We start from the raw sequence: 18,461 nt of genomic DNA on the forward strand, positions 1-18,461 counted from the left end.
GTTTGTTTTATCTGTCATCTAAGTCTGGGTTTCCGAGCCGATCGCGACACCCATTTTGTGCAGCGGCTGAATCACAAAGCGTCGCCGCATCGATTCAAGGCAAAATCGTTTTGCCTGTTCCCCTTTGGCCTTCGCCTCGCTTGCCCCTATCTGGCAAGTGCTCAACGGTCGTGCCAACCATTGTCGAATCTAAATGATGATCTCAATGCCAAAGCTGGTTTCCTTTTCAATTGCATGTTGGTTGTTCCTTTCCATATCGAACTGCAACTGGGCAGCGGAAGAGACAACGATCGTGTCTCCATCCGGAGATCATTCGATTCAGTTTTCGCTTCTTGATGGGGTGCCGCATTACAGCGTCGCGTTTCGGAACGTCCCCATTCTTGAGAATTCAGAGCTCTCTCTGGTTCTAGATGGAGGCGAACTCGGTGATCGGTTCGTTGTCGAGAGCAAGCAGGCCGATTCGGCGAACGAGAGTTGGGTTCCCGTGATCGGTTCGAGAGCTTCCTACCCTGATGCCTACAACGAATGTGTCATTCAGCTTCGTGGGGGAAATCAGAAGGCACTTCGACTTGAGCTAACCTTCCGTGCATACGATGAAGGGGTGGCGTTCCGCTACACGATTCCTCCGCAGGAAGGGATTGATGAGTTGGAGCTGAAATCAGAAGACACACACTTTCAGTTCACCGACGATCACTTTGTTTACTGGGATGATTATCCGCAAGCACGGTATTCGAAGCTGCGAATCTCTGAGATGCCGGGCCGTTCGATCCGCCCGCTGCTGGTCGAAGCCGGATCGCATTTCGTGGCAATCGCAGAAGCTGGAAGCATTGGGCACTACGCTCCCATGATGCTGAATCGATCCGGTAAGAATCAATTGGTCACGCGGTTTCGAAGCGGGACTGTGTCAGCAAGCAAGTCACTGACGACTCCTTGGCGAGTGATCATGGTGGCGGAACAACCTGGGACATTAGTTGAAAATCACTATTTGCTTCAGAACCTGTCGCCGCCGTCCAAGCTGAATGACACATCATGGATCCAACCTGGAAAGGTCTGGCGAAGCAGCCTGACGACGAAGGGTGCCAAAGCGATCATCGACTACGCCGCCGCGAACAACTACCAATATGTGCACTATGACGCGGGCTGGTATGGCCCCGAACGCGATGCGAATTCGAACCCACTGACGGTCATCGATTCGATCGACATGCAGGAGACGATTCGTTATGCGAATGAGCACGGTATCGGATTGATCTGCTACATCAACAAAATTGCCATGTCACGATACGACCTGGACAAAACATTTCAGACGTATCAGCAATGGGGCATTCGCGGGGTCAAGATGGGATTTGTTGACTGGACGAGCCAGTCGGACATGGAATTCTTGTACGCTTCCATCGAGAAAGCCGCGAAGTACAAACTTATCGTTGATATTCATGACAACTTTCGGTTGACCGGGATCGAACGCACCTACCCACATCTGTTGACCGTCGAAGGAATCCTTGGGAATGAGGAATTGCCAGAGAAAGGGAATCCGCCAAAGAATGTTCTGACCACATCGTTTGCTCGCATGATCGCAGGGGCTGGCGACTACACGCCCTGTTATTTGAATGGCCGTGTCGTCAGCCGTTCGTTTCAGCTTGCTTTGGGGGTCGTGTTCTACAGTCCGCTGCAATACCTGCATTGGTACGACCAAGCCGATCGATATCCAGAGAATCGTTATCCTGAACTTGAATTCTGGAAGGAGATGCCAACGACTTGGGATAACTCGAAGGTGGTCCACGGTTCCATCGGGAGCTACATCACGATTGCCAGGCGGAAAGGCGATCGGTGGTTCGTGGGAACGATTGTCGACGAAGCCCGAAGTCTGGACATCCCGCTCGATTTCTTGGGCCCGGGAGTGTTCGACGCCAAAATCTACGCGGAAGATCCAGACGACAAAAAGCAGGTGGTCATCCAGTCACGCCAGGTCACCGCGAGCAGCAAGTTGAAAGTGACCATGAGCTCTGGAAGCGGATGCGCGATCATGATCTCGCCGATGCTGAACTTAACCGAATGATCTTTGGAACCACGTTGGTATTGAAGTCAGCCGCATCAGCAGAAAGTGGTTCAACACTTATCCGCCTCATCATCTCCCACTGATTCAAGAGTGAGTGATCGACGTCAGTTGCTCAGACAGTAGCAACAGCTACTGTCGGGCTAGCCACGGGCCTTCATACCGGTTGCCGAGATTGTCTGCGTATCCGCCCGGTTCAATGCACATCATGTCATCCCATTGATTCGTCTTGCGGCGAAAATATCGCTCTGAGGCGATTTGTTTCATGGGCCTGGCACTGGGTAGGGCCGTGAACCAGAGAAAATTCCGGCAGACACTTGCCAGACATACGAGGAAACTTATATTTATGTTATAATTGGTCGATGGTTTATTTGCAACTCATTGAAATTCCAGCACAGTGCGAAACGCTAACTGGCTCGTCTGCTGTCCGTGATGCAGATGCGATTGAACGTCGTGCTGGAGCGGATGCACATTCGCCACGACAACCCGTTTGGATTGCCTGAAGTGGAGACGACATCATGAGCACAACTGAAACTCCCGGCGCACCCCTCGAAAACACGAACACTTCTTTGATGCGGATGATCCTTTCGCTGCACGGGACCCAGCAGCAAGCGTTCATTGCTGCGCTCACTGAATGCAGCGATCAGCTTCGGGCCAATTCGGAACGACTGATGGCGATCATTGACGACCCCAAGTCTCTGCCCGGTGACAAGGGCCGGGCATGGCACACTCTGTTGGATCAGTTTCGTTTGTTGCCCGACACCGAGGGCCGCTATGGCATGGACCTTGCGCAGTCCGAAGCAGGGGCCGCAGAGAAGGTCCCGGCGCTGAAAGCCGAAGTTGAGAAGATGGATTCACAAGAGGCTCAGTTCGCTGATCGCCTTCGAGAGATCATGAAGGCCAAGCACATCACTCAGAAACAACTTGCCGAACGTATCGAATGCACCCAGCCAGCGATCTCTCAGATGCTGAATCGCAAGTGCCGTCCGCAGCGCGCGACGCTTGAGAAGATTGCAGTCGCGTTGCAGGTTGATCTACGCGAATTGTGGCCGGACATTGAAGTCATTGATTACCTAGATTCCGTTGTCGAGTTCGGTCGCGATGGACAAGCGATGAGCGACGCAATGGCGAACGCTTTGCATGATGACTCGCAGCCTCAATCGGCCAGTCGTGGTAAACGCTTGCCTTCATGGAAGGAAGCAAAGCAAAACGGTGAATGAGTTCCAGCTTTATGCCGACGAATTCTGTGAAGCCGACCAAGTTGACTTGGTCGGCTTCTCTTGGGTTAAACCAAGCACGGGCGATATTGCACGGAGTGGATTCTTGGGCCAGACGCGATGGAGTCCATCGCGAACTATGGCACCAAGGTCTGGCTCTTTCGAAACGCGACTGGCCAGGTGGTCGGCTACGGTTCAGTGGGCACGGTTCGATGGCGTTGGCCGTTGCCCGACGGCAGTTACACAAGTCTGCTTTACATTCCAATGCTGGGAATTGACCATCGGTTTCAGGGGCAGCCTCCGGACGCGCAGTGGCGATACTCTCGCCAAATGATGAATCATCTGATTTCAGAAGCACATGGTCTCAATCGCAGACGCGAGAAACCGGCTGAATACTCGCTGCTCTTAGTGGATCAAGCCAACGAAGCAGCAGTGAAGCTTTATCAACGCTTTGATTTTGAACTGATTCCTGTTGTGACCCGCGGCCCAGGGCTTCGAGTGATGAAGCATCGGCTTCGGTAAGCAGGAGTCATCGTGAAGCAGCTATTCGTTGGCCGGGATGTGTCCAGGCAACGACAAATAGCGTTGGATTGCGGTGAGGAGGTTGGCGGTGGCTTCGGTTTGTCGGGACTGGCGGGTGGAGCTGCGAAGGACGATTCGTTGTGCTTCAAGTTCGCATCCGCGTTGCAGGACGGCGATGAAGAGGATGCCGTCCACCGCGGGTGGAGCGTCGGGGCCGAGGTGCCCTGTGATGGTGGCTGCGATGGTGGCGTCGGGGGTGCGTTCCAGGACCGAAGTCGCCATCGCGTTGGTGATCGCTTGGCTTTCAGCGGTGTGCTGTTTCAAGTCGGCTGCGGTGATTCCGAGCCACGCTTGTTTGGTGGTTTCTCGGTAAGTCACTGCACTGCCGCAGAACACTTGGGACGCACCAGGGATGCTTCCGATCGCTGCAGCGGCTGCGCCACAGGTGCAGCTTTCTGCCAAGATCAGACGATTTTGGGTTCGCTTCAGCAACGCCACCAATGCCGTCGCAACCTCGCGTGGGTCATCCACCACAGATGATTCCAAATTTGATGACGTCATGAGGAGGCGTCAGCAGAATCAGAATTCGCCGCGTGAGCGGGCAAACAAGTGCGAACCAAACGCAACACCTCTTGGCACACTTCTTCGGGCGTCATCCCATCGGTTTGCACCACGATGGCATCGCTGGCGGCACGCAGACGGCCAACCGGTCGCATGCGGTCTTCCAAATCACGTTGGTTCTGGGCGGTCAAGATTTCTTCCACCGTCATCACACGTCCGGCGGCGGCCAATTGCTGCTGGCGTCGGCGAGCACGCTCCTCCGGCGACGCTGTCAAAAAGATTTTGCATTCCGCATCGGGAAAGACTTCCGTCCCTTGGTCTCGGCCTTCCGTGACGATGTCACGTCCGACCGCAATGCGGCGTTGTTGAGCGCTCATTCGCTCACGGATCGGCGGGGGATCGGCGAGATAACGGATATTCCCCGTCACCTGTGGCGTGCGAATCTCTTCACTGATGTCTTGATCATCCAAGTAGATACGATCGTCTTGCCACACCAAGTTGACCGTTCCGGCAAAATCAACCAACTGCTCCACATCGTCCCAGCCCAGACCACGCTGCATCGCCCCCCATGTCACCGCTCGGTACATCGCCCCGGTGTCTAAAAACTCGAACCCCAATTCACTGGCGACCCGACGAGCGATGCTGCTTTTCCCCGCGCCGGCGGGACCGTCGATGGTGATGATCATGATGAGTGATTTGCTATTTGACGAAGAGACTTCAAGGCATCCGCAATGTCGGGCCGTGAGGCCATGGCGTCCTCGGCGGAGCTTGTTCGCCCAACGGATTCAGACGCTTGGTCCCCAGAATCGGCTGGAGCTCCAGCATCCAATGCGGGCTTCGCGGACTGACCATACCGTAATGCGTAGAACGCTTCGGTCAATCGACTCATGGGGCCATGCAATTGACTCCACAGAGGATTGGTCGGTGGTGAATCGTCTTCCGACACACGGACCGGCGTTGCCCCCTCGGCCCCCGCCATCAACGTTCGCGTGAGTTCTTCCGGCGTCTGACCGGGTCGACGTTCGATTCCTAGTTGAGAAAGCACATCCAACGCTTCAGCATAAAACGGCACCGATGGACGTGCCGCTTTGGCCACGCCTTGCTTTCGCAGTTTGCTACGAAGCCAAAGTGGGAAACGCACCTTGAACGCAAGCATTGCCAAGACGCACAAACCGATCGCCAACACGGCGCCCTGCCAAGAGAACAACCGACCGCCGCCGATCCCCTCCACGTCACCGGAATTGATCTTCATCGCCAAGTCACGCGTGCGATCGATCCACGACCGGTACGATGCCGTCATCGGTGCCAAACCGGGGGTGGCCATCAACGCCGTTTCTTGACGCTTGGAATCCATTTCGATGATGTAGTCGTCCCAAACATCTTTGGCGAGATCCAGCATCTGATTGCCGCCGGCTTCATCACCCACCAAGCCACCTCCACCCGGTGTTGGATCCAAACGCAACCAGTAATAAGGCGACTCAGGCTGGCCATAAATCGAAGTGCCGACGGGGATGTCACTGCGAGGAATCAACGCTTCCACCCAGACATGCGCATGGCTTTGACGGACGATGAAATACTGGCCGAGATCGCTGAACTCATCGGTGTGGTACCCGACCACGATGCGAGCCGGAATGTCTTGGCTTCGCAGCATCATCACCAACGCGGAAGCAAAGAATTGACAGTGGCCACGCCGGTCGGTCGCGAGGAACTGCTCGATCGGATCCACCCCCACCATCGCGGATGGGTTGGGCTGCAGCGAGTATCGAAATTGATTGTTGAATGCCAAGTACCGCTGCATGGCCTCGGCGATGTTGACCGTGGTCCGTTTATTCTCCGGCAACGTCTCGATGATGGAACGAGCCATCGAGTCCGCGGTTGGAATCAGAACCTGCGGGTACTCCAGCAACTGATCCATGTAGTTGAGGTCGTTGGCGTTGAGCCCCATCGATTCCTCGTCGGATTCGATCGCCCGGTTCATCATGGGAGTTTGGTAAGCCAACCAACGCGTCTGCACACCGTTTCGGAACGCATGGGTCCCGATGTGATAGGTCACCGGCGGGTACCAAGGTGTTCCCAGTGGCCCAGCGGAAACGGAACCGCCAGCCGAATTTCGACGTGCGAACGTGCCTTTGCCGCTGATCACCATCAAGTCGTCACTACCGGGCGTCCAGTGAAACGGAGCGATTGCGAACAAAGAATCCGTCGACAACGACTCACAAGCGATCCGAACGTTCACCCGGTCATAGAAGTTCAAATCGCTCGAACGATTCGGAACGAACTCGGGAGGCAGCGGGCGGGCGGGCGACTTGGAAACTGCGGTTGCTCGCCAACTGGTGGTTGCATCGATCGTGTATTGCTCCAACACGCAACCACGCAGATACAGATCCGCAACCACCGGATACGGCTTCTTCGTTGCTCGATCGATCAAATCCACTCGCACCGCACGCTTGGTGCTTTGCTGCATATTGCGGATCGCACTCATTTTGAGGTCTTCGCTGAACCCGACCATCGCCACTCCGTTGGAACTGCCACGCGATGCATCCACACGGCGTGGCAAGCCAAAGAAGAACAACCCTGCAAACAACAAGACAGCGGGGAACAGAACCACGCCCACCATCCAAGGAAGTCTCAATCCAGCTCGCGAAAACGAATCGACAGCGGCGACGTTGGTCCACTGAATCGGCGACGATTGATCCTCGTCGCTGTTGACTGGCAAACCAAGCAAACGTTTGGGGTCCTGGTCAGAGGACCGGGTTTGCTCGACCAACGTGTCCGCCGCCATCAACGAGATCGCCATGCCACCGACGATCGCCAGCGGAATGAAGAAAATCGCGTAAGCGAACGCATCGTTGAACACCGCCGCAACCACGCAATTCAGCAACGCGAAAATCATCAACTGCTCAAAGAGTCGAGTCGTCTTTTCCTGCAACATCAAGATCGACTGGGCGATCACCAGCAACTCTGCCACCGACTCCATCTTGTTGCCAACGGCCATGTCGTCTTGCATGAAACCGGAGACGCTATAAATCGCGGCGATCGCCATCGCGGCATAGGCCACCACCGACGGCAACGCAAAGAACTTCAGCCAATCAACAAAGATGAATCCAACGACGCTAAAGAACACCGCGATGATTGGCAGCGACGCGGTTTGCCCACTGCTGCCGATCACCAATCCACTCAGCATCGTGACCATGGCGAACGCGAACTTGGTACGAAGTCGCAATGGCGAATCGGGAACCGTTTGAACGATCGCTTGCAACTCACGCATGCTTGGCGAGTCGTCCTGCGCAGGCATCTCGCCCGGCTTGTCGACGACCTGATCGGCTGACGGCGTCTCCGGCAGAGCATCAACGCTGTTTGGCGGGGTATCAGTAGGTTCACTCATGCAATGCCTCCATCGCCGTCGATGCGACCGACGAATCCGCGAGCCAAGCTGCGGCGTCACGGCCCGATAGATTGACCCAATTCAAACGACCTCGCTGCTGCCACTCTCGGAGCAACGTCGCTTGGCTATCCCCTGTTGCCAGGACTTGTGCCAGCGGCCGAGGGCTGAGCACCACCAGGTCAGGCAGATGTTTGACCGCGCTGCCGACCTGTTCCAACGATCGGTTCAGATCCGGTTGAGCAGTGGTCTGCGTGCGTGCCAAGATTTGCAACATTCGCCGCAAAGCTTCGCGAGACAATCCGCCGCCGCAGGTTTCGTTTTCTTCGCCTGCGACACTCATCATGACTTGGCTTCCCGATCCGCCGAACAATTGGACGACCAACGACGCCGCCAAACTGATCGCGGTTTCCACCTGGTGATGTTCGGGCGAATCTTCGGCAGCGGACGCGGGACAATACGCATCGACCAAAAAGCAGATGTCCAAACGTCGTTGTTGCTCAAACTGCCGAACGACCAAATCGCCGATCCGCGCGGTTGTTCGCCAGTGAATGTGTTTGCGACTGTCACCACGACGGTATTCTCGCAACCCAAAGAAGACTTCGTCCGCATGCCCTTGGCGGTGGGCGGAAGAGGACACGTTGCCCAACTTGGTCGGCAATCGCTGCCGCCACGACCGCGGAAGCACCAACAACCGCGGATAGACATCCACGAACTCTTCTTCGTCCGCGGAATCACGCCATGCGGTGGAAAGCGAAAACGGTGCCGTGGTGGAAACTCGCCATTTATCCAAACGATAGCGACCGCGTTTCTCAAACGTCACATCGAGATAGGCACTGGTGGCTTGCGACGGAAGCAACATCCCGACCCCAGTATGAATCGTCCGCGAACCGGCGGGTGCGGAACCCGATCGTGTCGTGGATGGAGCCTCCACCGTTTCCGCGCCGAGTCGCGTGATCCGATCGGTCAAACTGATCATCCACAGGGGCATCAACGGATGACGATTGCTGACTTGATACCGGATGCGAGCCGGTTTTCCGGCGAAGACTTCAGCGGGGATGCGTCGATCCACGCGAACCGATTCGATCGTGGACCGGCTGACTCGCCACTGCGCAAGCAACACCGCCAACGTCATCGCCGCCACAACGATCAACAAGTTCAACCCGTTGAGCGATCCGCCGAGAAGTCCAAACAAACCGATCAGCATGAACTGCCAACCGAGTCGCGTCAGACGGTTGCGGGTGTTGCGGCGTTGCAAAGTCATGGAAGGCCTAAACCGGCACTGGAATGGGTTCGATCAAATCAGCCAACTGCTGTTCGACCGCTTGTCGGTTGCCGCCTTGGAAAATGCCTTCGGCGAGCACCCGGTGGGCGAGTGCCGGAACAGCCATTTGTTTGATGTCGTCCGGTGTGACGTAGTCGCGTCCTCGACGAATGGCCATCGCTTGGCATCCCCGATGGAAACTGATCAAACCCCGGGTGGACACCCCCACTTGGAACGCACCGTGGTGCCGAGTCGCATCCACAATGTTCAGCAAGTAATCCACCAACGAATCATCCATGCGGACTTTGCCAACATTCGTCTGCGCCGCGAGAACCTCTTCGGTGCCGAGCATCGACTGCAAATCATCGACCGGCTCACCGGATTGGTGCGTGGTCAAAATGTTGCGTTCCACATCGCGAGCGGGATAACCAATCGATGTCCGCAACAAGAACCGGTCCAGTTGGCTTTCGGGCAGAGCGTAGGTGCCTTCGTATTCAAACGGGTTTTGAGTCGCGACGACCATGAACGGTTTCGGCAACTCGTGCGTGACGCCATCGACCGTCACTTGGCCTTCGCTCATCGCTTCCAGCAAAGCGGACTGAGTCCGTGGCGGAGCGCGGTTGATTTCATCGGCCAACACGATGTTGGCAAAAATCGGTCCCGGTGCAAATTCAAACTGCCCCGTGTCTGAGCGATAAATCGTGCTGCCGGTGATATCGCTGGGCAGCAAGTCTGGGGTGAACTGCAAACGAGTGAACTTGGCATCCAGACTGCGTGCCAAGGCTTTTGCAGTCAGTGTTTTCCCCACGCCGGGAACGTCTTCGAGCAAAACGTGTTCACCAGCTAGGAAGGCGACCACCAACAGGTCGATGAGCTCGTCTTTGCCCAAGACGACTTTTGCCAAGTTATCGCAAAGATTTTGACATAAGTCGGACGCGGCCCGAAATGACATGTGGTCGACCGTGATTAGTGAGCAGTGAGACAGAGCAAACGAATTCGCTGGAAGAGAAGTGCTATGCTAGTGGCTTCGCGGAGGCATTTCTATCGGACAGACCGCACTTCGGCACCGAGACAAATTCGCGTTTGCGAGCTGACGATTCGCCCATCGCACCGGGGCGTCGATTGATTGACCGAAGCTGAATCCAGTTGAAATCAACACCGGGCGAAGACGCAAGTAACGCGGGAGACCGAATATGAACCAGCATTCGCCCATGGATGCGAGACCTTCGTCAGGCGATGACTCGCATGCAGACACCACGCGGGATCTTGTGCAACTTTGCTTATTGCCGGGGTTGGGACCGCGAACGTTGGCGTCGTTGCTGGACGCGTTTGGTTCGGCGCGAGCCATCTTGAACGCGGGCAAAGCCAACTTGTCACAAGTGCACGGCGTAGGCCCCAAACTGGCCCACGTGATCGAAACCGCTGCCGATCATGTGGACATCGAGGACGTGTTTGCGTGGTGTGCGGCTCACGATGTCGACATTCGCCGGCGCGGCGAAACGAGCTATCTCCCGTCGCTGCTGGACTTGGACGACGCACCGCCGATCATGTTTTGCCGCGGACATTTGCTGCCCCGCGATTCGGTTTCCGTGGCCATCGTCGGCACTCGGCACGCAACAGCCTATGGACTTCAACAAACTCGCCGCATCGCGATGGACTTGGCTCGGGCCGGGGTGACGATCGTCAGCGGTTTGGCCCGCGGCGTCGATACCGCCGCCCACCGCGGTGCGTTGGAAGCCGATGGCCGGACCATTGCCGTGCTGGGTGGCGGTCTGGGAAAGATTTACCCGGCGGAGAACGCTCCCTTGGCGGACGAGATTGCCCAGAGCGGTGCAGTGCTCAGTGAATACTCGCCTCAGGCTCAACCTCGCGGCGGCATGTTTCCTCAACGCAATCGGATCATTGCCGCCTTGGGCCAAGCAACGCTCGTGATCGAGGCTCCCAACCGCAGCGGATCGCTGATCACAGCCAGGCTCGCGTCCGAGATGGGTCGCACGGTCGGTGCATTGCCGGGACAGGTCAACAGCCGAGCTTCCCAAGGCTGCCACCACCTGATTCGCGATGGTGCCACCCTCGTCCAGCACGCGGAGGACGTTTTGGAGTTGCTCGGCCCGCTGAGCGCTCCGGTTTCCGAGTCGACGGCCACCGAGGATGAAACGCCGATCCGCGACGCTCGCGAAATGGCACTCAACGAGATCGAACGCCAGGTTTTGGCCGCGGTTGGAACGACCGGAACCGCTCTGGATGAGGTCACCCATCACAGCGGATTGCCAGCGTCGCGAGTCAACGCGATTGTCAGCATTTTAGAGATGAAACGCTTCGTCCGACGACTCAGCGGGCAATACGTGTCGCGGATCTGAGAAGGTTGACAGTTTGGGCCCACGGCGCTATTCTCCCGCCTTGGTTCCAAGCCTCCGTTTGCAGCAATTTGCCGAAGGTCCTCGCGACGCCCGGTGGGTGCGGCTCAGTCGATCCGACATCCATGTGGCTTCATTTGCGATGGCAGATGCTGCCGACGATACATTCTCAACCGTTTCTTTCGATTCGATCGCCGCATCGTTTTGGCCAACGGCCGACTCGCTCTCCCGAGCGGATTTGGTCGCGAGCTTTCGAATCGTCCCACGATGCTAGCAAAGCGACCGACATCCGATGACTGTTGATCTGGACGCAATCGCCCAACGCGGGCGGTGCGAGGTCTCGAGTTTACGTTTGGCCCTGCCTCTGATTGAGCAAGGCTACACGCCACCTTTCCTTTCAAGGTACCGTCGCGACGAACTCGGCGACATCGACGAGGCGAGCCTTTGGAAACTCGCCCACGCGGTCCGCACTCAGAAGAATCTGGATGAGTATCGCGAAAACCTACAAGACGCTTGGAAACAAACGCCACTGGCCGACCCAGCCATCGGCCGCGCGATTGGCAACGCTCAGTCCAAACGATTGCTGGATCGACTCAGCCGCCGAGTCAAGTTGGAATCGGGTGAATCCGCGAGCTTGGCACAACGGCTGGCTGTCCGCGTTCTGAATCCTCAAAAGGGTGACGGCGAAGACCTGAATCGTTTGGCAAGCACGCTGGCCGAATCGATGGCGTCGGACGTTAGCGCATCGCCCGCTGAAGGGGAAGCCGCGGCTGAAACCGAATCCGACAACGCGGCTCCTGATGTCGATGGAGCCCTCGCCAAACTGGATGCAACGATCTCGAAGCGACTGATCGGTGATCCTCGCATCGTGGGTGCCGCCGTTCGTTGGCTTTCCCGCAATGCGAAAATTCGCATCTTGGAAGTCCACGACCCGCACATCCAAGCGGAAGAGGCTGGCGAAGCGGAGACCAAGCAGGAATCCAAATCCGACGAACCAGCAAAAGCTGCGTCGGAGACTCCCGCTGCCGAGTCTCCTGCCGCGGAGACCCCTGCCGTCGAAGCGTCTGCAGAAAGCCCAGCGGAAACAACGCCCGCAGCCGAAGCTCCTGCAAATGACGCTCCTGCCAGCGAAGCCCCCGCAGTCGATGACTCGGCAACACAAACTCCGGAAGCCGAAGCCGTTTCGGCGGAAGCAGCACCTGCTGAGTCGACCACCGAGGAAGCTTCCTCCGCGGAAGCGACGCCAGCCGAATCCGGTGAAGAAACTCCCGCGTCTGAAACACCTTCTGCGGGAGCATCAACCGCGGATGCAACTCCATCGGAAGACGCTGCCCCCAAAGCGGAGCAACCCCAAGGAGACGCAGCGGCCGCGACCACCAAGGCTGCGCCCGCCAAATCCAAAGGCAAGAAGAACAAGAAAATCTCGCCTCGTCAGCGCCGTCGCCGCTGGTTGGTCAGCACGCTGAAACCGTTGTCCGGCAAGAGCATGCCGGCCAACAAACTCAGCTCCTTCCAATTGGTCATGCTGGGCCGTGCCCTTCGCAGCCAAGTGGCCCAATGTGCGTTTGACTACGACGCCGCAAAGCTTGTCGCGGAACTGCAAAAGACCGCTGCCGGTTTCAACCGCCCGCTCGCGGACCGTCTTTCCGGATTGGTGTTGGAAAACGAAGCCATCATTCGCGACGCCGCAGAAGCAGCTTGGTGGGACGAGCTGCAAGAACAGGCCTCCACTCGCTTGGTCAGCATCGCCGCGGACAACCTGCACTCGCAGATCAACCGTGGTGGAGTCGAAGCAAAAGTCGTGATGTCGATCGACGCCGTTGGCCCACGAACGGCAGCCACTTCGATCATCGCCGCCGATGGCCGTTTGCTTCACTGCGAAGACATTCCTTGCCAGTTGTCGGCAGCCATGCGGACGCTGGCGGTGACCAAAATGGGCGAGTTGATCCACGCTCACCACGTCGATCTGATCGTTATCAGCAACGGTCCCGCGCGTCGTGCTTGCATGATCGCCGTGGGCGAACTGATCAAACAATCGGCTGACAAATCGGTGCGATGGACGCTTGCCGACCGAAGTGGTGCCGACGCTTACGCCGGTGGCCCCGCCGGCGATCAAGAAATGAAAGCGACCCCGCGGCGTTTCCGCGCAGCGGCTTGGATCGCGTTCTCGGCCATGCAACCAGCACAAGCACTTGTCAAAGTCGATCCGCTGAAATTGCGTTTGGGTTCGTTCCAGCGTGAACTATCGGACGATGCCGTGCTGTCGGCACTGGAAGACGTGATGGTCAGTGGTGCGGCTCGTGGCGGTGTCGATGTCAACTCGACCGCAACGACTTGGATGCAGCGTTTGCCCGGCATCACCTCTGACATCGCGGATGCGATCGATCAACGTCGCCGTGAAAAGCTGGTGGCCTCGCGTGACGATCTGGCGACCGCGATCCAGTGGCCATCCGTGGTGAACTCACGCCAAGCCATGCCTTTCCTGCGAGTCTTCGGTAGCGATGAGTCGCTCGACGGAACCCTGATCCATCCCGATGATTACCCGTTGGCAAAGAAGCTCGCATCGGCACTCAGCATCGAACTGCCGCCGGATCGTCCGCCCGCATATGAGTTGCCCGATTACAGCGAACCAGCCCCGGCCGCCGAGACCACGGAAACAGTGGCGGCAACCGAAACGGAAGCGGCTCCAACCGGCACCGAAAGCAGCGAATCCACGAGCGAGCTAAGTGCCACTGAAGACGCGGAAGCAACATCTGAAGAAAACGCTGAAGCCGCTGCGGAAGCCACCGAAGAAACGGCCGGCGCAGAAGTCGCTGCGACAGAAGGCGACGTGAGCGGCGAAGCATCCGCTGAAACCACTTCCGAGCCCGAAGCGGAAACCGCCGCCGATGCGGAAGCTTCTTCGGAGGAATCATCCAGCGACGAAGCTTCCGCGGAAGACAAAACGGCATCCGATGAAGCTCCTGCGGCTTCCGCGCCTGACGCCCCAGAGCCCGTTCGTCGCCCGATGCCCGAGAAAGCGGCGGTCGACAAACTGATCAAAGAATGGCAGATCGGAAAACGCCGATCCCACCAACTGGTTCGCTGGTTGTGCGATCCATTCGGGGAAGGCGTCAGCGAAGGCGAAGTGCCCGCCGTGATGACGGCGATGCCAGCCTTGTCCGAACTCAAACCGGGCGATCAAGTCATCGGTGTTGTGGTTGGCGTGATGCCATTTGGTGTCTTCATCGAGCTGTCACCTGATTGCAGCGGATTGATCCACGTCAGCAAAATCTCTGACAGCTTTGTCGAAGACCTGCACGAAGCCGTCCAAGTCGGTGATGTGATCACGGCTTGGGTGACTGGCACCGACGCAAAACGCCGTCGCGTCGCGCTCAGTGCGATCTCACCTGAAAAAGAAGCGGCCTTGGAAGCACGCCGACAAAACGACCGTGGCGGTCGAGGGCGCGGCCCCGGCGGACGCGGTCCGGCACGAGGCCAGCGTGGTGGTGGCCAGGGTCAGGGTCAGGGTGCTCCTCGCGGACGCGGTGGGCAAGGCGACAACCGCGGACAACGTGGTGGCCAAGGCCGAGGTGGTTCAGGTCAAGGCGGCCCGGGCCAAGGTCGTGGTGGCCAAGGCGGTCGCGGTGGCAAACCAAGACGCTCGGGAGGTCGTGACGGTGGCCGTGGCGGACGTTCACGAGGACCGAAGAAACCCGAGGTCTACGAAGTCGTCGGCAAGGACCCAGAAAAGCCAACCATCAGCGACGCGATGGTCAAAGGCGACGAACCCATGCGTTCGTTTGGTGACTTGATGCAGTTGTTCAACAAGGAGAAAGGCCAAACCGCCCCTCCCGCCGAGAACAAACCTGCGGAAGTCAAACCAGTCGAAACGCAGCCCGCACCGGAAGCCACGCCGCCGCAAGCCGCATCACCAGCCGCCGAAGCCCCCGCAACTGATGCGGCCGAAACCCCGGCTGCTCCCGAGGGGGACAAATGAGCGACGATTTTCAATCTCGATTGGAATCGGCCATCGCTCGAGGGCGACGTCGCGCGGAGCACCAAGCTTCGCAACAACGCCAGCAGGAAATGTCCGAAGAAGAGCTGAAACGACTCCACACGTCGTATCGGCTCTCGCTGTCCGAGCAAATCGAACAGGCGGTTCAACGTGTCGCCGACCATTTCCCTGGCTTTCGATACGAGTCCGTGTTTGGCGAAGAAGGCTGGGGCGCGGCCTGCTATCGCGACGATTTGCGACTCGACTCGGGCCGCCGAACGAACCTCTACAGCCGGTTGGAATTGGTCATTCGACCGTTCAGTGACCTGCGAGTGCTCGATCTCAAAGGCAAGGGCACGGTGATGAACCGCGAACTTTTTAACCGAACGCATTACGCCAAAATCGCCGAAGTCGAACAAGAAGACTTCAGCCAGCTAATCGATTCTTGGGCAATCGAATACGCCGAAATGTACGCAGTGAAAAGCTCGAACGCGTAGTGCATCCCCGTATTGCAGACGCATTGCAGCAAGCATCGATCGACGGGCAACTCCTCGGCCCCTTACCGGCATCTCTGAAACGCCGAGGCAGCTTCAACACATCACGGTGACGTCGCGTGTGCCCAAGGTGATTCGGTCGCCTGCACCTGAATCCTGGCGTGAGCCGGCAAATGGTTCTTGCCAATGCGGCCATCCGCCTTCACCCAACCCAGCGGACGCCCCGCGTGCTGCACGATGGCCCACCCGCGATGCTCCGTGGGAACCGTGCCCCCGCCAAGATACGCCACGGCATCTTGGTCACCCAGCTCGATTCGCTCGACCGATTGGCAGAAACGATTGCCGACGTTTCGCTGAGCTCCCGCATGCGACGGTTTCCAGGTTTGGCCCGTTCGATACGCGACTTCTGGTCCAATCGTCCAATCCTGCTTCACCCACTCGGGCGCGTTGTGGCAGAACGCTTCCGCGATCCAATCTCGTTGCCTCAAGAAGCCCGCATCATGCTCGGCCCAGTCGATGATCGGCTGCTCACCATAAACGTCACGCACCAACTCCTCGCAGGAAGCATCCAGCGGTTGCTCCGACTGCAAGATCCCGCGTCGCAACATCCAGGGCTCCTCCGCGAAGGACGCTTCTTCGTTGTCCTCAACGGCAATCGGTTTGCTCAACCGAGCCGCGAATGCGCCGGCACATGAATCGCGATGTGGCCAAACTCGATAGGCCGCTTCGATCAATGGACTCTGGTACGACGCCAATCCATCCACTGGCGAAGGCTGCAACTCAAGCTCGCTTGTCATCCAAGAAACCTGGTCTTCGTTTTCAGCGACCGCGAAAGTGCATGTGCTGTAGACCAGGGTTCCGCCTGGTCGCAACAAACGCTCGGCCGCGGAAAGGATTCGTTGCTGCCGCGCGGCGTTGGTCGCGATCATCGACTCATTGATCGCTCCTTTGGATTGTCGCCCGCGAGACAACAAGGCTTGGCCGCTGCACGGAGCATCCACCAACACAACATCAAACACGCCGGGCAGTTTTTCAGCCAACTGATCCGGGTCTTGCCCACTGATGGCGTAACGATCGGAACCGGACCGAGCCAAATTGAACGCGAGAGGAGCGAGCCGCGATTGAATAGGCTCATTGGCGAGCAGAAAACCCTCGTCGCCCACGGCTTCCAGCAATCCGCTGGCTTTGCCACCCGGCGCAGCACACAGATCGCAAACCACCTTGCCACGTAGCCAACTCACATCGGCTTTCGCAACGGCCAATGCCAGAAGCGAGCCAGCATCCTGCAGGTAAAAATCACCGGACGCGAAGCCGATGGATCGTGATGCCGGATAGCCTTCGGGAATCGCGGTCGCCAACGGATACCATGGAACGCAATGCGGTGGCGAATCCGACGATTCGACTTCGCTGGGTAAACGATCACGACGCCAACGCAAGACATTTGGATGCCGCTGTGTCATCGCAGTCGCCAAACGCTCCAGTTCATCGACTGGCAATTCAATGGGCGCGATCGCCGCGGCCATCTGGTCGGCCGTGAATTCCAGCGGCCGACGTGTTCCGGATGACTTCGCCCCCGCCGATCTCCGGTTGCCCTTCTTGGAGCCTTTGCGTGAGCGACTCACTTTTGGGCGAACTTATTCCAGACGGACATGACCAATGACAGAATCATGGCGATCGCCAGCGGTGACGTGAACGTGAACATGATGAACAACACCTGAGACAAATTTCCGGCTTCGCTCTCCGGAATCTTCACGCCCATCCAAATGGCGATGTCCGTTTGCACGCTTGGAACACGCGACGCGTAGAACAATCCTGCCAAAAACACCGCGCTAACCAGTACTAGCAACAACGCCACCGCGATGCTGATTTGAGGCCGATTCGAAGCGTGGGTTCGCCCCGAACCGGCCGGATGATCCTCCGGGGCAACGACTGGCTTCGCGTCACTCATCGAAGATACCGGCTCCAAAACCCTCGGCTCCATCCGATTCCGCTTGACTGGAATCGCTCGGCTGGGCTCCTCCGGCATCGCGGTTGGGCGAGTTCGTCACGGTGGATCCGCGCGAACCACCGCCGCGACGATGCATGTGTGGTTGTGGAATGCGTTGATCGTCTCCGCCTTCGCCACGAACGATCAGCGTTTCCGAATCGCCATTGGCCGCCGGTGAATTCCCGGAATTCGACGAACTGGATGAGGCGGTATCGGCATAGTCGGCTTCGTCGTAGTCGCCTGCGTCAAAGTCGTCTTCATAGCGACTGCGATAACCCGGCTGAGATGATCGAGTCAGCTCGGCTTCGAATTCTTCGATCACGGCTTGCTGAATCATTTCACGGCATTCGCTGTTGATCGGGTGCGCCACATCCGCGTACAGCTTCTGGGGTGAGTTCACACTGTGGCCGCTGAGTTTGGCACCGCAGTGATTGCAGTAGGTGGCCCGCAAATGGTTTTTGGAACTGCATCGATTGCAGTGCCCGGTCAGCTTCCGGCTGGGCATCGCGACAAAGGGTCCACTGGCACCATCGATGATCTTTAAGTCGCGAACGACGAACGATTGATCGATCGTGATGGAGCAGAACGCCCGCAGACGATCCTCCGAACTTTCCATCAGCTTGATGCGAATCTCGGTAATTTCCACGACGT

General features: G+C 57.8%; 14 protein-coding genes. 6 read left to right on the forward strand and 8 right to left on the reverse strand.

Annotated elements, in window-relative coordinates; genetic code table 11:
• The first annotated feature begins 292 nt into the window (after window positions 1-292).
• From LOC70_RS01355 to LOC70_RS01365, 3 genes are all read left to right on the forward strand, one after another.
• Entirely contained in the window at window positions 293-2,053 is a 1,761-nt protein-coding gene (locus LOC70_RS01355; protein WP_230251462.1) for a glycoside hydrolase family 97 protein, read from the forward strand.
• Between the two features lie 515 nt (window positions 2,054-2,568).
• Window positions 2,569-3,270, forward strand: coding sequence for a helix-turn-helix domain-containing protein (locus tag LOC70_RS01360; protein ID WP_230251463.1), 702 nt, complete (start codon window positions 2,569-2,571; stop codon window positions 3,268-3,270).
• Window positions 3,271-3,387: 117 nt separating this feature from the next.
• Window positions 3,388-3,789 (forward strand): GNAT family N-acetyltransferase, encoded by a 402-nt coding sequence (locus tag LOC70_RS01365; RefSeq protein WP_230251464.1) that lies wholly within the window; start codon window positions 3,388-3,390, stop codon window positions 3,787-3,789.
• Between the two features lie 21 nt (window positions 3,790-3,810).
• Here the strand turns inward: LOC70_RS01365 and LOC70_RS01370 are convergent, their stop codons facing one another.
• The 5 genes from LOC70_RS01370 to LOC70_RS01390 are packed head-to-tail and all read right to left on the reverse strand — an operon-like array spanning window position 3,811 to window position 9,900.
• Window positions 3,811-4,350 carry a CinA family protein gene (locus tag LOC70_RS01370; protein ID WP_230251465.1) on the reverse strand — a complete coding sequence of 180 codons (540 nt, stop codon included), beginning with the start codon at window positions 4,348-4,350 and terminating at the stop codon, window positions 3,811-3,813.
• Window positions 4,347-5,036 carry a (d)CMP kinase gene (gene cmk, locus LOC70_RS01375; RefSeq protein WP_230251466.1) on the reverse strand — a complete coding sequence of 230 codons (690 nt, stop codon included), beginning with the start codon at window positions 5,034-5,036 and terminating at the stop codon, window positions 4,347-4,349. The genes LOC70_RS01370 and cmk overlap by 4 nt, the downstream gene beginning before the upstream one ends.
• Complete coding sequence (locus LOC70_RS01380; RefSeq protein ID WP_230251467.1) at window positions 5,033-7,735, reverse strand: transglutaminase TgpA family protein; 2,703 nt, start codon at window positions 7,733-7,735, stop codon at window positions 5,033-5,035. Before LOC70_RS01380 ends, cmk begins: the two co-directional genes overlap by 4 nt.
• Window positions 7,728-8,996: a DUF58 domain-containing protein gene (locus LOC70_RS01385; protein WP_230251468.1), complete on the reverse strand. Its 1,269-nt coding sequence runs from the start codon at window positions 8,994-8,996 to the stop codon at window positions 7,728-7,730. The genes LOC70_RS01380 and LOC70_RS01385 overlap by 8 nt, the downstream gene beginning before the upstream one ends.
• A gap of 7 nt (window positions 8,997-9,003) precedes the next feature.
• The gene (locus tag LOC70_RS01390) at window positions 9,004-9,900 is read right to left on the reverse strand and encodes an AAA family ATPase (protein WP_230251884.1); all 897 of its coding nucleotides are present in this window, start codon (window positions 9,898-9,900) and stop codon (window positions 9,004-9,006) included.
• A gap of 289 nt (window positions 9,901-10,189) precedes the next feature.
• Between LOC70_RS01390 and dprA the strand changes: the two genes are divergently transcribed.
• The 3 genes from dprA to LOC70_RS01405 all read left to right on the forward strand — a co-directional run bounded on the left by dprA (window position 10,190) and on the right by LOC70_RS01405 (window position 15,826).
• The gene (gene dprA, locus LOC70_RS01395; RefSeq protein ID WP_230251469.1) at window positions 10,190-11,356 is read left to right on the forward strand and encodes a DNA-processing protein DprA; all 1,167 of its coding nucleotides are present in this window, start codon (window positions 10,190-10,192) and stop codon (window positions 11,354-11,356) included.
• Between the two features lie 289 nt (window positions 11,357-11,645).
• Window positions 11,646-15,332, forward strand: a complete 3,687-nt coding sequence (locus LOC70_RS01400) for a S1 RNA-binding domain-containing protein (RefSeq protein ID WP_230251470.1) — start codon at window positions 11,646-11,648, stop codon at window positions 15,330-15,332.
• Entirely contained in the window at window positions 15,329-15,826 is a 498-nt protein-coding gene (locus LOC70_RS01405) for a hypothetical protein (protein WP_230251471.1), read from the forward strand. The genes LOC70_RS01400 and LOC70_RS01405 overlap by 4 nt, the downstream gene beginning before the upstream one ends.
• A gap of 101 nt (window positions 15,827-15,927) precedes the next feature.
• Here LOC70_RS01405 and LOC70_RS01410 read toward each other — a convergent pair whose 3' ends face one another.
• The 3 genes from LOC70_RS01410 to LOC70_RS01420 are packed head-to-tail and all read right to left on the reverse strand — an operon-like array spanning window position 15,928 to window position 18,456.
• Complete coding sequence (locus LOC70_RS01410) at window positions 15,928-17,445, reverse strand: methyltransferase RsmF C-terminal domain-like protein (protein ID WP_230251472.1); 1,518 nt, start codon at window positions 17,443-17,445, stop codon at window positions 15,928-15,930.
• Window positions 17,442-17,771, reverse strand: coding sequence for a hypothetical protein (locus tag LOC70_RS01415; RefSeq protein WP_230251473.1), 330 nt, complete (start codon window positions 17,769-17,771; stop codon window positions 17,442-17,444). The genes LOC70_RS01410 and LOC70_RS01415 overlap by 4 nt, the downstream gene beginning before the upstream one ends.
• On the reverse strand, window positions 17,764-18,456 hold the full coding sequence (locus tag LOC70_RS01420; RefSeq protein ID WP_230251474.1) for a SpoVG family protein: 693 nt from the start codon (window positions 18,454-18,456) through the stop codon (window positions 17,764-17,766). The genes LOC70_RS01415 and LOC70_RS01420 overlap by 8 nt, the downstream gene beginning before the upstream one ends.
• Window positions 18,457-18,461: the final 5 nt, after the last annotated feature.

The sequence above is a fragment of the Rhodopirellula halodulae genome (assembly GCF_020966775.1).
Lineage (GTDB): Bacteria > Planctomycetota > Planctomycetia > Pirellulales > Pirellulaceae > Rhodopirellula > Rhodopirellula halodulae.